Source organism: Streptomyces sp. NPDC111802 (genome assembly GCF_055634335.1).
The window spans coordinates 143,637-156,941 of record NZ_JBVKCZ010000003.1; the positions used below are offsets into that span (position 1 = coordinate 143,637).

Sequence of the window (13,305 nt, forward strand, 5' to 3'; positions counted from 1 at the left end):
GGTGACGTCCTGAACCCGGTCAGCCGTCGAGCGGCATCCGGTACACCGTCGACTCCCGCTCCGCGAACCCCAGTCGCTCGTACAGCCTGTTCGCCGCGGCCCGGTCCGGCCGCGAGGTGAGATCGACGGTCCGCGCCCCCGCCTCCCGCGCAAGCCGCACCGCCTCCCGCATCAACAGCCCGGCTACGCCGTGACCACGTGCCGCGTCATCCACGACCACGTCGCGCTCCGCTGCAAGTGCCGAGATATGCCGTCGCTCGTCTGCGGCGCCATCGTGGCTGGTCGCGCAGTTCCCCGCGCCCCTTCAGGGCGCTGCCGAACCGCAGTGGACATCGACCGACCTGCTTGGCTCCTCGCTCGCCTCCCGAACGATCTCCGCCGGCACGCCCATCCCGCCGACCCTACCGACGCGGCAACACCCCGATCTCCGCCACCGGCACAACCGCCAGCACCAGCCAAGGCACCGCCGCCGGAAGCCCGGCGTCCAGGAGAGAGCCCGTCGCCGAGCTGCCGATGAGGACGATCAAGCCGGACACCGAGGACAACGCGCCGGTGTAGAGGCCGAGTCGGCCCTTCTCGGCGAGGTCGGGGATCCAGGCGCGGGCTACCGGGGCGACGAGCATCTGGCCGAGGGTGAGCAGGACGACGAAGCCGGCCGCGGGCAACAGGCCCGCCGTGCCCGTCCGGTCGGCGGGTCGCGTCGCGGCCACGATCGCGAAGCCCGCCGCGATGAGCAGCAGTCCGGCCACCATGGACCGGCGCAGGGTGAGCCGCTCCCCCACCCAGCGGGTGACCGGCAGCTGGGCGATGACCACGAGCAGCGAGGACAGGGCGAACAGCCAGGCCAGCGCCGATTGGGAACCCGTGGCGCGTTCCACCTCGTCGGGGAGGGCGAGATAGAGCTGGTTGTAGGCGAGCAGGTAGGCGCCGTACGCGCAGCACAGGGCGAGGAAGCGGCGGTTGCGCAACAGCTTGCCCATACCGCCGCGGAACTCGACACCGCCGCGCCCGGGTATGTGCTGCGGCAGCAGCCACGCGTGGCCGACGAGGACGAGTACGAAGATCCCGGCGCCGGCGAGGCACACCGTACGGAAGTCCACGGACAGCAGCAGCGCGCCCAGCAGCGGCCCCACGAACGCGCCCGCCTGTCCGGCCACCGTCAGCAGCGCGAGGACCCGGGTCCGGGAGCCGGCACCCGACTCCTCCCACAGCACGGCCTGCCGGGCGACCTCGGACTCCACTGCCGGCGAGAACAACGCGGCGGCGAACCCGATCAGCAGCACGGCCCCGATGACCGCCCAGGTCTCGCGCGCATACCCCAGCCACACGAACCCGCCGATCCGCAGCACGCACCCCGTGAGCACGACCGGCCGGATCCCGTACCGGTCGGCCAGCGCCCCGCCCACCACGAACAGCCCCTGCTGGCTGAAGGTCCGCAGGCCCAGCACGAACCCGACCAGCCAGCCCGCCATCCCGACGGCCTGCCCCAGGTGCTCGGCGAGAAAGGGCAGCACGGCGAAGAAGCCGATGTTGAAGGCGAGCTGGGTGAGGAGGAGAAGGCGGAGGAGGGGGGACAGGCGGCGAGGCCGGTCGGGAGCCTCCGTGCGGAATCCGAGTACCGACGACTTCATCACGCCGCCACCAACTCCCTTGCGTCCGCTTGCCGTTCAGGCACGGGCACGACCGGCTCGACCCCACGACCACGACGCCGTACGCGCCGCACCCCTCCGGCCGCCGTCACCGCCAGCGCGCCCAGCAGGGCGAGTACGGCGGCGGGCGCGAGGACGGCCCAGGGCGCGCGCTCGGCGTAGGGCTGGTTCTCGGCGAGGAGCAGCCCCCATTCCGGGGAGGGCGGTTGGGCGCCCAGGCCGAGGAAGGCCAGCGAGGCGAGCGCGAGGGCGATGCCGGGCAGGCGGAGAAGCGCGTGCCGGGTGACCGGTGGGATGACGGCGGGGAGCAGCTCGTGGCGCAGGAGATACCAGGGGCCGGCGCCCAGTGCGCGGGTCGCCGTCAGGTGGAGGGCCGCGCGTTCCTGCCGTAGCAGCGCGGAGGTGTGGGCGGCGAGCGGCGTCCAGGCGACGGCGGCCACGGCGAGCGCGGGCGTGGCCGTGCCGCCGCCGACGACCGCGGTGACGAGGAGGGCGACGAGGACCGGCGGCAGCGCGGTGACGGTGTCGACGAGCGGCCCGGACATCCTGGGCAGCAGGCCGAGCGCGAGCCCGGTGACCAGGGTGACGGCGGTGATCGCGAGGGCCAGCAGCAGGGTGTCGAGGGCGCCGTGCGCGACACGGGCGAGGACGTCCCTGCCGAGGGCGTCGGTGCCGAACGGATGCGACCGGGAAGGGGCCACGAGTCGCTCGGCGGTGTCGAGGGCCAACGGGTCACGGGGCAGGCCGAGGGCGATCACGGCCACGAGCAGACCGCCGTACGCGAAGGGCAGGATCCTGTGGGCGGGCGGCGATGGCCGGTGCAGGGACGGCAGCGCGCCGTCGCGCAGGGCCGGACCGATCAGCAGGCGGGTGAGGAGGCGGGCCAGTCCGGCGGCGGCCGCGGCGAGCAGGACGAGGGCGAGCGTGCCGGCCTGCAGCACGGGCAGGTCCTGGGCGAGGGCGGCCTGGAGGGTGGTCCGGCCCAGTCCTGGGATGTCGAAGATCTGCTCGACGGTGACCGCCCCGCCGGTGATTCCCACGACGAACAGGCCGGTGTTGGGCAGCAGTCCGGGCAGGCAGCGGCGCAGGGCCTGACGGGCGACGGCGCGGCCGGGCAGTCCGCGCGCGGTGGCGGCCGACGCCCAGGGTTCGGCGAAGGCGCCGGGCAGCAGATCGTCGAGGAGCCGGCCCAGGACGGCTCCGGCGGGCAGACCGAGGGCGAGGGCGGGCAGGACCGTCCACTGGGGGCCGTACCAGCCGAGGGCGGGCAGCCAGCCGAGCTGTACTCCGACGACGGTGGCGAGGACGGACGCGGTGAGGAACTCGGGCAGTGCGGCGAGGACCGCCGAACCGCTCCCTCCCGCTCGGCGCCCGTCCAGCCGCCCCCGCGCCCCGAGCCACAGGGTGCGGGCGCAGATCAGCGCGGCGGTGACGGCGGCGACCACGAGGGCCACCGCCATCAGCAGCAGGGACACACCGAGGGCCTGGAGCACGGCGGGCGTGACCTCGCTGCCGGAGATCCACGACCGGCCGGCGTCCCCGCGCCACAGGCCGCCCATCCAGTCACCGAGCAGATGGAACGGGCCTTCGTCCAGGCCGAGTTGGGCGCGGATGTCCGCCAGCACCTCGGGCGTGGGGTCGCGATCCGCGGACCGGGCCTTGAGGACGGTGAGCGCGGGGTCGGTGTGCGAGAGCCAGGGCAGTACGCCGATGCCCGTGACGAGGGCGCCCGCGATCCCGACCCGCCACAGCAGCGTGGCCATTCCCTGTCGCACGGGTCAGCGCCGGGTGCCGATGCCGACGAGGGTGCGCTCGTACGGGTCGAGGAGCGCACCGCTGACGGAGGTGCCGACGCCGGTGATGATGCGCTGGTGGACCAGCGGTACGACGGCGTCGGTGCCCAGGATGCGGGCCTCGGCGGCCATCGCCGCGTCCTGCCGCTCGGCGGTGTCGGTCGCGCGCTCGGCCTTGGCCACGGCTCGGTCGACGTCCTTGTCGCAGAGCTGCGTCATGTTGTAGCCGCCGTCGCACGTGTAGTCGCCGGCGAGGACGGAGACAGGGTCGCCGGTGTCGACGAGGGTGTTGCGGGCGAGGACAACGGCGTCGAACTTGCCGGCCAGCGCGTCGCTCTCCAGCCGCGAGTACTCGCGCACTTCCAGCGTGACCTCGAACCCGGCCTTCTCCAGCTGCTGCTTCAGCACCTGGGCGACTTCCGGGAGTTCGGGCCGGTTGTCATAGGTGGCGAGCCTGATGCGCGTGCCTTGCGGCTTCCCCGGCTTCGCTCGCCCGACCGGCTCGGTGCGCTTGCCCTCGGCCCAGGTGACGGCGGGCCCGTATATGCCGGCGCCGGCGTCGGCGTACCCCTCGTAGACGTCGTTGGCCAGCGTGGAGGTGTCGACGGCCTGGCGGGCGGCGGCCCGCAGCGCGGCGTCCTTGAAGGGGCCCTTGTCGGTGTTGAGGAGCAGGCTGGTGGTGCGGGTCGTGGCGGTCGCCACACGGGTCGCCTTGTCGAGGGTGGCGGCCTGGGCGACGGGGATCGACTCGGCGAGGTCGACCTGGTCGGTGCGCAACGCGCTTGCGCGGGCGGTGCCGTCGGCGACGAACTTCACGTCGATTCCGGTGGCCTGGGCACGACCGCCCCAGTAGTCGTCGTAGCGGTCGAGGGTGGCCGCGGTGGTGCCCATGACCTTGGTGAGTTCGAAGGGGCCGGTGGCGGTGCCGGCCGGGTCGACGTCGTCCTTCTTGTCGTAGGCCTTGGGGGAAAGGACGGCGAGGGAGGGGCCGGCCAGGCGAAGCGGCAGGATCGGATCGGGGTCCGCGGTGGTGATCCGCACCCCTGTCCCGCCGTCAGCCTTCACCGTGAGGGTGACGCCGGCGAGCGCGGCCGGGGCGGGCTTGGCCTGGGTGGCGCGGGTGAGGGAGGCGGCGACGGCGTCCGGGGTGACCTTCGAGCCGTCCTGGAAGGTGGCCTCGCGCAGGGTGAACAGCCAGGTGCGGTCGTTCTCCTGGCGCCAGGAGGCGGCGAGGGCGGGGCCGGCGGCGCCGTTGGCGTCCAGCGCGGTCAGGCCCTCGGTGACGCCGAGGCGGCTGAGGATGGTGGAGTCGGCGCCGTACGGCGAGAGGTTCTCGGCGGGCGGGAAGGCGAGTGCGACGCGCAGGCGGGAGCCGGCGTCGGCGCCGTCGCCGGTCTCGCTGCCGCCGTGGGAGGCGAAGCAGCCGGCGAGCGCCGGGGCGAGCATGAGGGCGAGGAGCGGGCGGAGTCGGGATCGGTGGCGGTGTCGGGGTCGGTGGCGCACGGTCTCTATCGCTCCATCGCTATCTCGAACGGAATCTCGAAGTGGACGACGCCGCTGCCGCCGTCCTGGTCGTCACGTTCGTCGTGCACGACCTTGCCGAGTGAGCGCCAGAAGCTCTCGGCGCCGGGCACCTGGGGGTCGGTGTGCAGATAGACGGCGCGGTAGCCGCCGTCGGCCGCCGCGAAGGCGAGCAGTTGGTGGACGAGCCGCCGGGCCAGGCCCCGCCTGCGGTGCTCGGGCCGGACGTAGACGCGGCGCAGCTGGGCGGTCGTGCCGGAGGGGTAGCGCTCGGCGAGGTCGCGCGGGTTCGGCGGGTGGGCCGGGCCGCGGGAGTCGAGGGCGGCGGTGGCGACGACACGGTTGTCGCGCGGGTCGAGCGCGACGAGGAGGGTGTGCCGTGGCGGGGCGAGGTAGGCGGCGGCCGGGTCGATGATGTCCGCGTGCCAGCGCGGCACATAGCCGGTACCGAAGTCGCGGTGGACGGTGTCGAGCATCAGGGCCCGCGCGCCGTCGAGGTCGTCCGGGCCCGCCGCCCTGATGCCGTAGTCATGCACTTGCACATCATATGCATTAAGTGGCAAGCGGGTGATCACGGCACCTGCGGAGCTATGGGACAAGACAACAACCCCCATACGGCCCAAGCGATTTGACACCGCTCGTCAGCCATCGACAACCTAGTCACATGACATCCATTTTCAACAACGGTACCCTAGCACCGAAGGCAGGTCGCTCCTGATGCGCATCGCGTTCGTCGGCAAAGGCGGCAGCGGCAAGACGACCCTGTCGGCACTCTTCGCCCGCCATCTGGCCCGCTCCGGCGCACCCGTGCTGGCCATCGACGGCGACATCAACCAGCACCTCGCCGAGGCCCTGGGCCACACCGGCGCCGCTCTGGACGCCCCACCCCTCGGTGCCCACGTACGGGACATCAAGGAGTACCTGCGCGGCACCAACCCGCGCATCCCCTCGGCCGACGCCATGATCAAGACCACTCCGCCGGGCCGAGGCTCCCGCCTGCTGACCCTGCTCGGCGACGACGAACTGCACGCTCGCCACGTGCGGCGCGTGGGCGACGTGCCGCTGATGGTGACGGGCGAGTTCGACGAGAGCGACCTGGGGGTGGCCTGCTACCACTCCAAGCTCGCGGGCGTCGAGCTCTACCTGAACCACCTGGTCGACGGCCCCGGCGAATACGTGGTCGTCGACATGACCGCGGGCGCGGACGCGTTCGCCTCCGGCCTGTTCACCCGCTTCGACATGACCTTCCTGGTGGCCGAGCCCACGCGCAAGGGAGTCTCGGTCTACCGCCAGTACCGGGACCACGCCCGCGAGTTCGGAATCCGCATCGCGGTCGTCGGCAACAAGGTGACCTGCGAGGACGACCTGCTCTTCCTGAAGGAGGAGGTGGGCGACGACCTCCTCACCCACCTCGTCCAGTCGTCGTGGGTCCGGGCGGCCGAACAGGGGCGGGAGCAGGGCGAGTTGGAGTCGCAGAATGTGCACGCTCTGAACGTGCTGCGCGAGGCGGTGGACGCCCGGCCCAAGGACTGGCCTGCGATCCACCGCCACGCGGTCGAGTTCCACCTGCGCAACGCACGGGCGTGGGCGGATGCGCGGACGGGGCATGACCTGGCCGCGCAGGTGGACCCGGAGTTCGTGCCGGGGCCGGCCTGACGCGTGTGGGCTACCGCTTCTGCTCCACCCGCACCCAGTCCACCTCAGCCTGCACTCCCCCACCCGCGACCCGGTCCACGCTGGACTGCGGCAGCCCCCAGTAGGGAGTGGTCACCTGGTTCCACCCGGCCGGGTACGCGCCGCCCAGGGCGAGGTTGAGGATGACGTACTGGTTGTGGTCGTAGACCCACTGGCCGCGCGTCGACTCCAGCTTGTTGCGGGTCGTTTCCTGGACCAGGCGGTCGTCGACGGAGAAACGCATGCCCGTCGGGGTCCACTCGACGGCGTAGGTGTGCCACTGGTCGATCGTGCCGCCGTTCGGGAAGGTCTGGCGGGCGCCGATGTTGCCGTCGGCCGAGTAGCCGGGGCCGTGCAGGGCGGTGCTGGTCCAGTCGCGGTAGCCGACGTTCTCCATGATGTCGGTCTCGCCGGACGCGGGCCAGGAGACCGACGGGTCGTCGACATTGCTGCCGAGCAGCCAGAAGGCGGGCCAGAAGCCGTCGCCGACCGGGAGTTTCATGCGGGCGCTGACCTTGCCGTAGGTGAAGTCGAAGCGGGTGTTGGTGTCGACGCGGCCCGACGTGAAGTCGTATGTGCCGCCGCCCGCCTGGGTGCAGCCCTTGCAGTACTTCGCCCTCAGGATCAACGCCCCGTTCTCGGTGCGGATGTTGTCCGTCGAGTCGACGTACGCCTGCGACTCGCCGTTGACCGAGCCCATTTCGGTGCCGGTGCGCACCACCCGCCATTTGCCGCGGTCGAGCGCTGTGCCGGTGAAGTCGTCGAAGAAGGTGGTCTGGTACGAGCCCGGCTGCTCGGCCGGGAGTGCCGGGTAGGCGGCGTTGGCGCTGCCGCCCGTGCCCCAGACCTGGAACTCGTACAGGGAGTAGCCGAACTGGGCCGTCGCGGGGGCCGGGTTGTAGAAGCTGCGGCGTTCCTTGCCGAGCATGCGGACATAGCGGCCGGTCGCCGGGGAGGAGAGGGCGATCGGGTCGTGCAGGCCGACCGCGTCCGACGGGGACTTCACGTTCGCCCGGCGGGCGGCGACCTCGGCGGTCGTGGGCTGGTACACCGTGCGCCAGGCGCGGTTGTCGTCGGAGACCTGGAGCTGGTAGTCGACGGCGTAGGCCGCCTCCCAGTACAGGTCCACCGATGAGATCGTCGAGGTGGCGCCCAGGTCCACCGAGATCCACCGGTCCGCGTTCCAGTCGCTGGACCAGCGGGTCGCGTCGGCCTTGAGATCCCCCGGCCATCCGCCGTCGGTGACGAAGGCCGGTGAATTGCCGGCGTGCTGGTAGTAGTTGGCGTAGGCGGGGTGGTTCAGGGCGAGGTTCGTGCGGGTCGTGGAGGCCGCGGCCGGTTCGCCGCCGAAGACCTTGAAGGAGTACAGCGAGTAGCCGTAGGGCGTGGCGCGTTCGATGCCGCGCATGCGGACGTAGCGGCCGGTCACCTCCTGCGGGTAGGTGTGCGCGGTGACCGAGCCGCCGGTGCCTGCGGTCTCCGTGTAGAAGGGGGTCCAGTCGGTGCCGTTCTTCGAGACCTCCAGGACATATCTCTTGCCGTAGGCGGCCTCCCAGTCCAGGACCACCCGGTCGACGCGGATCGTCGTGCCCAGGTCGACCCGGATCCAGGCGCCGTCGGTGAAGTCGCTGGACCAACGGGTCGCGCCGTTGCCGTCGAAGGCGAGGCCCGCTGCCAGGCCGGCGTTCTCGGCGCCGGACGCGGTGACGGCGGCCGGGTTCGCCGCGTAGGCGGTGGCCGCTCGGTCGCTGTCCCACGCGGCTGCCACGGCGTTGGGCTCCGGGGCCGGCGCGGCGAACGCCGAGCCGGCGCAGAAAAGGGTGAGGGCGGTGAGCGCCGTCAGGAGGGTGCGGGAAGTACGGGATCGCATGCGGCTCTCCTTGGGAGGTGTGGGGTGGTCCTCAGGGGATGCGCATTCCGTGCCGTGGTGCCTTCCGTGCCGGTCGTCGTGCCTGCGTCGGTCGTCGTGCCTGCGTACGGTCCTCGTCAGGCGGCCCGTTCCGCCCCCGTCCCGTGCGCCCGGATGATCTCCGCATACCGGCGCCCCGTGCCCTTGATCGTCCGCACCTGCGTCCCGTAGTCCACATGAACCAGCCCGAACCGCTTGGCATACCCGTACGCCCACTCGAAGTTGTCGAGCAGCGACCACGCGAAGTACCCGGCCAGCGGGGCGCCCTTGCGGGCGGCGGAGGCGCAGGCGGCCAGATGCTGGATCAGGTAGTCCTGGCGCTCGGGGTCGTCGATCGTGCCGTCGGGGCGTACGACGTCCGGGAAGGCGGAGCCGTTCTCGGTGACGTAGATCTTGCGCGGGCCGTACTCGTCGGTCAGGCGCAGCAGCAGGGTCTCGATGCCGCTCGCGTCGATCTCCCAGTCCATGCCGGTGCGCGGTACGTCGGGGCGGCGGACCGCGCGGGCGTGGGGGGCGGGGCCCTCGGGGTCGTCGACGACATGGGCCGGGAAGTAGTAGTTCAGGCCGAGCCAGTCCAGCGGGGCCGCGATCGTCTCCAGGTCGCCGGGGCGCTCGGGGAGTGCGACGCCGTACGTCTCCACCATGTCGGCCGGGAAGCCGCGGCCGTGCACCGGGTCGAGCCACCAGCGGTTGACGTGGCCGTCCTGGCGGCGGGCGGCAGCCTCGTCCTCGGGGCGGTCGCCGGCCGCGTACACCGTGGAGAGGTTGTTGACGATGCCGACCTCGGCTCCGGGCGCAGCCGCGCGGATCGCCTGGGTCGCGAGGCCGTGGCCGAGGAGAAGGTGGTAGGAGGCGCGGACCGCGGCCGTCAGGTCGGTCAGTCCCGGTGCCATCTTGCCCTCCAGATGGCCGATCCAGGCGGAGCAGGAGGGCTCGTTGAGGGTGGCGAAGTGGGTGACGCGGTCGCCGAGACGGCCGGCGACGACCGAGGCGTACTCGGCGAAGTGTTCGGCGGTCTCCCGCTCGGGCCAGCCGCCGCGGTCCTGGAGCGCCTGTGGGAGGTCCCAGTGGTACAGGGTGACGGACGGGGTGATGCCCGCCTGAAGCAGGCCGTCGATCAACTCGTCGTAGAAGGCGAGGCCCTTGGGGTTCACCGGGCCGTCCCCGCCCGGCACGACCCGTGGCCAGGCGATCGACAACCGGTAGGCGTTCGCACCGAGTTGGCGCATCAGCCCGATGTCCTCGCGCCAGCGGTGGTAGTGGTCGCAGGCGATGTCGCCGTTGTCCCCGCCCGCGATCTTGCCGGGAGTGTGCGAGAAGGTGTCCCAGATCGACGGGGAACGGCCGTCCTCCGCCACGGCTCCCTCGATCTGGTACGCCGCTGTGGCCGTGCCCCACAGGAAGTCGTGCGGGAGTGCGGCGAGGTCGATGCGGTCGGACACAGAGATCCCTTCGGAATGGGCGGTGTTGGTCACTGCACGGCGGCCGGTCACTTGACGGCGCCCGCCGTCAGACCGGCCACCAGATAGCGCTGGAGGAGGAGGAAGCCCGCCACCACGGGGACGCTGACGACCAGCGAGGCGGCCATGATCTGGTTCCAGTACACGTCGTTGAGCGTGGAGTAGCCCTGGAGGCCGACGGCGAGCGTGCGGGTGGTGTCGTTGGTCATCACCGACGCGAACAGCACCTCGCCCCAGGCCGTCATGAAGGCGTAGACGGCGACCGCGACGATGCCGGGAATCGCGGCCGGCACGACCACCCGGAACAGCGCGCCCAGCGGCCCGCAGCCGTCGACCAGCGCCGCCTCGTCGAGGTCGCGTGGCACCGAGTCGAAGTAGCCGATCAGCATCCAGATCGAGAAGGGCAGGGAGAAGGTCAGATACGTCAGGATCAGACCGCCGCGCGAGCCGAACAGGGCGATGCCGGTGGCGTTGCCGATGTTGACGTAGATGAGGAACAACGGGAGGAGGAAGAGGATGCCGGGGAACATCTGCGTGGACAGGACGGTGACCGTGAAGACCCGCTTGCCGCGGAAGTCGTAGCGGCTGACCGCGTACGCCGCGAACACCGCGATCACCACCGAGCAGACGGTCGCCGCGCCCGCCACGATCAGCGAGTTCACGAAGTACCTCGCGAGCGGCACCGTCGACCAGATGTCGATGTAGGGGCGGATGGTCAGTTCGCTCGGCAGCCAGCGGAAGGTACCCGTGACATCCGCCAGCGGCTTGAGCGAGCTGGAGACCATGACGTAGACGGGGACCAGTACGAAGCCGGTCAGCAGAGTGAGGAAGATCCGCCGGGACCACAGGAAGGAACGCGGCGGCGCCATGGGCGAGTTACGCATCGGCGGTCCTCCGTCCGCGCGAGGTGAGCCAGAGGTACGCACCGGTCACCAGAAGCAGGAACAGCAGCAGGAGTACGGACATGGCCGAACCGGTGCCGAAGTTCCAGGTGACGAAGCTGGCCTGGTAGATGTGCACCGAGATCAGGTCAGCGGCCTGTGGCGCGGTCCTGCCGAACAGGACGTACGGCGTGTTGAAGTCGTTGAAGGTCCACAGGAACAGCACGAGGACGAGGACCTGGTTGATGGGGCGCAGGGACGGCAGCGTGATGCGGCGGAGCTGCTGCCACATGCCCGCGCCGTCCAGGGCCGCCGCCTCGTAGAGCTCCTTCGGGATGTTCTGCAGGCCGGCCATGACGATGAGGAAGGCGAACGGCCAGCCCTTCCACACCGACACGGTCAGCAGCGCGATGAAGCTGTTGTCGCCGATCAGCCAGAAGGAGGGCTGGTCGGTGAGGCCGAGCTGGTCGTGCAGGACGTGGTTCACCAGGCCGTTGTCGTGCTGGAACATGAAGACCCAGGTGATGACGGCCGTGTACACGGGCAGCGCGTACGGCACCAGGAACAGGGCGCGCAGCAGACCCCGGCCGCGGAAGGTGTCCTGCATGTAGATCGCGGCGGCCGTGCCGATCAGCCAGCACAGGCCCACCGAGAGCAGCGTGAAGGCCACGGTGACCAGGAACGAGTGGAGCAGCGCCTCGCCGACGGGGGCGTTGAAGTCCACCGACATCGCGTAGTTGTCGAAGGCGTTCCAGGGCGCCGTGGTCCAGTCGCGGATGTAGAACTGCGTGAGCTCCTTGAAGCTCATCATGATGCCGATCACCATCGGCACCAGGTGGACCAGGAGTTCGAGGAGGAGGGCGGGCAGGAGGAGCAGATACGGCAGTCCGATGCGGCGGATCCGCCCGGGACGGCGGCGGGGGCCGCCCGCCGTCCCGGGGGAGCTCTGTCGCACGGCGGCCTCCGGCGGGACCGTGGTCGTCATCGTGCTCACTTCGTCGGCATCTGCTGCTGGGCCTTCTCCAGGGCCGCCTTCACCGACTCCTCGGTCACCGGGCGGCCGGCGGCGGCGTCGGCCCACAGCTCCTTGACGGCCGTACCGACCGCTGTCTCGAACTGGGACTCGTCGGCGACCTGCGGTGCCGCGACGGCGCTCTTGGCGAGGGTGTCCTTCAGGACGGTGTTCGCGGGGGTGTTGAAGGCCGTGTCGGACTGGGCGCCCTTGACCGGCGGGATCGAGCTGTAGGCGGCGTTGAGGACCTTCTGCTCCGCGTCGCTCGTCATGAACTTCACGAACTTCGCGGCGCCGTCGATGTTGTCGGTGTTCTTGAAGACGGCCAGGTTGATGCCCATGACCATGGAGTTGACGCCGGTGCCGGTGCCGGGGGTGCCGGACTGCACGGGCACGGGGGCGATGCCGTAGGCGTCCTCGCTCATGCCCTGCGACTTGAGGTTGGCGGACGCGGACTGCCACAGCAGCATCGCCGTCTTGCCCTTGGCGAAGTCGCTGACGGACTGGTTCTGGGCGTACTCGGCGTTGCCCGGCGCGATGATCTTGTCCTTGGCCATCAGGTCGACGAACTGCTTGACGCCCTGGACGGCCTTGTCGGAGGTGAAGTCGGGCTTGCCGTCAGCGGTGAAGAAGTCGGCGCCGTGCTGCTTGGCGAAGACGACGGCGTGGTGGATGTTCTCGGAGGGGTTCGAACCCTCCACGCCCAGCGCCCACTCGCCGTCCTTGGACAGCTTCTTGCCGTCGGCGACGAGCTCGTCCCAGGTGGCCGGCGGCTTCGAGATGCCCGCGTCGGCGAACATCTTCTTGTTGTAGTAGAGCGCGTACGACATCGAGTACAGCGGCACCGCCGCCGGGTCCTGGCCCTCGGCGCCGGTCGAGCCGAGCGCGGAGTCGACGAACCGGTCCTTGCCGCCGATCTTGCCGAAGTTCTCGGCGTTCCACGGCAGCAGCGCCCCGGTGGCCTGCAGGGAGGCGCTCCAGGTGTTGCCGATGTTGAGGACGTCGGGGCCCTGACCTGAGGTGGTCGCGGTGAGGATCCGGTTGAGCAGGTCGGACCAGGGCACGACCTCCAGCTCCACCTTGATGCCGGTCTCCTTCTCGAACTTGTCGAGTTCCGGCTGGAGGACCTTCTTGTCGACCTCGATGCTGGCGCCCTGGTTGGAGGCCCAGTAGGTGAGGGTCTTCGGTGAGTCGTTGGACCCCCCGCCATCGGTCGACGAACCGCCTCCGCAGGCCGAGGCGGCCAGAACGAGAGACATGGTGACGGCAGCTACGGCCGCGGCTCGCGTTGTGCGCATGGCTCCAGGTGTCCCTTCCGGGAGTACTGCTGCTTGATGGTGCTTAATTTAGAGCGTGAGTTAAGACCTAAGGCGGGCCCGCGTCAAGGCTTTTGACACAGTCGCCTG

Annotated in this window: 11 protein-coding genes; 1 reads left to right on the forward strand and 10 read right to left on the reverse strand. The window is 70.9% G+C overall.

The genetic code is table 11. From position 1 onward, the window contains the following. Window positions 1-19 precede the first annotated feature (19 nt). From ACZ7NC_RS03970 to ACZ7NC_RS03990, 5 genes are all read right to left on the reverse strand, one after another. Window positions 20-247, reverse strand: coding sequence for a GNAT family N-acetyltransferase (locus ACZ7NC_RS03970; RefSeq protein WP_471484914.1), 228 nt, complete (start codon window positions 245-247; stop codon window positions 20-22). A 154-nt stretch (window positions 248-401) separates the two neighbouring features. Beyond that, entirely contained in the window at window positions 402-1,631 is a 1,230-nt protein-coding gene (locus tag ACZ7NC_RS03975) for an MDR family MFS transporter (RefSeq protein WP_471484916.1), read from the reverse strand. Then, entirely contained in the window at window positions 1,631-3,412 is a 1,782-nt protein-coding gene (locus ACZ7NC_RS03980; protein ID WP_471484918.1) for an ABC transporter permease subunit, read from the reverse strand. The genes ACZ7NC_RS03975 and ACZ7NC_RS03980 overlap by 1 nt, the downstream gene beginning before the upstream one ends. Before the next feature lie 15 nt (window positions 3,413-3,427). Further along, complete coding sequence (locus tag ACZ7NC_RS03985; protein WP_471484663.1) at window positions 3,428-4,888, reverse strand: ABC transporter substrate-binding protein; 1,461 nt, start codon at window positions 4,886-4,888, stop codon at window positions 3,428-3,430. A 62-nt stretch (window positions 4,889-4,950) separates the two neighbouring features. Next, entirely contained in the window at window positions 4,951-5,499 is a 549-nt protein-coding gene (locus ACZ7NC_RS03990) for a GNAT family N-acetyltransferase (RefSeq protein WP_471484665.1), read from the reverse strand. A 181-nt stretch (window positions 5,500-5,680) separates the two neighbouring features. Here ACZ7NC_RS03990 and ACZ7NC_RS03995 point away from each other — a divergent pair, with 181 nt between their 5' ends. After that, complete coding sequence (locus ACZ7NC_RS03995; protein WP_471484666.1) at window positions 5,681-6,619, forward strand: ATP-binding protein; 939 nt, start codon at window positions 5,681-5,683, stop codon at window positions 6,617-6,619. Between the two features lie 10 nt (window positions 6,620-6,629). Here ACZ7NC_RS03995 and ACZ7NC_RS04000 read toward each other — a convergent pair whose 3' ends face one another. From ACZ7NC_RS04000 to ACZ7NC_RS04020, 5 genes are all read right to left on the reverse strand, one after another. Then, complete coding sequence (locus ACZ7NC_RS04000) at window positions 6,630-8,507, reverse strand: discoidin domain-containing protein (RefSeq protein ID WP_471484668.1); 1,878 nt, start codon at window positions 8,505-8,507, stop codon at window positions 6,630-6,632. Between the two features lie 116 nt (window positions 8,508-8,623). Then, entirely contained in the window at window positions 8,624-9,988 is a 1,365-nt protein-coding gene (locus ACZ7NC_RS04005; protein ID WP_471484669.1) for a GH1 family beta-glucosidase, read from the reverse strand. A 47-nt stretch (window positions 9,989-10,035) separates the two neighbouring features. Beyond that, complete coding sequence (locus ACZ7NC_RS04010; protein ID WP_471484919.1) at window positions 10,036-10,875, reverse strand: carbohydrate ABC transporter permease; 840 nt, start codon at window positions 10,873-10,875, stop codon at window positions 10,036-10,038. Window positions 10,876-10,882: 7 nt separating this feature from the next. Beyond that, a complete protein-coding gene (locus tag ACZ7NC_RS04015) occupies window positions 10,883-11,872 on the reverse strand; it encodes a carbohydrate ABC transporter permease (protein WP_471484671.1) in 990 nt (329 codons plus the stop codon). 5 nt (window positions 11,873-11,877) lie between these two features. Continuing rightward, on the reverse strand, window positions 11,878-13,197 hold the full coding sequence (locus ACZ7NC_RS04020; protein ID WP_471484672.1) for an ABC transporter substrate-binding protein: 1,320 nt from the start codon (window positions 13,195-13,197) through the stop codon (window positions 11,878-11,880). Window positions 13,198-13,305 lie beyond the last annotated feature (108 nt).

Coding starts and splice junctions, on each gene's coding strand:
- ACZ7NC_RS03995 (WP_471484666.1), top strand. CDS start 5,681: ATGCGCATCGCGTTCGTCGGCAAAGGCGGCAGCGGCAAGACGACCCTG.
- ACZ7NC_RS04000 (WP_471484668.1), bottom strand. CDS start 8,507: ATGCGATCCCGTACTTCCCGCACCCTCCTGACGGCGCTCACCGCCCTC.
- ACZ7NC_RS03985 (WP_471484663.1), bottom strand. CDS start 4,888: ATGCTCGCCCCGGCGCTCGCCGGCTGCTTCGCCTCCCACGGCGGCAGC.
- ACZ7NC_RS04015 (WP_471484671.1), bottom strand. CDS start 11,872: ATGACGACCACGGTCCCGCCGGAGGCCGCCGTGCGACAGAGCTCCCCC.
- ACZ7NC_RS03980 (WP_471484918.1), bottom strand. CDS start 3,412: ATGGCCACGCTGCTGTGGCGGGTCGGGATCGCGGGCGCCCTCGTCACG.
- ACZ7NC_RS03975 (WP_471484916.1), bottom strand. CDS start 1,631: ATGAAGTCGTCGGTACTCGGATTCCGCACGGAGGCTCCCGACCGGCCT.
- ACZ7NC_RS04010 (WP_471484919.1), bottom strand. CDS start 10,875: ATGGCGCCGCCGCGTTCCTTCCTGTGGTCCCGGCGGATCTTCCTCACT.
- ACZ7NC_RS04020 (WP_471484672.1), bottom strand. CDS start 13,197: ATGCGCACAACGCGAGCCGCGGCCGTAGCTGCCGTCACCATGTCTCTC.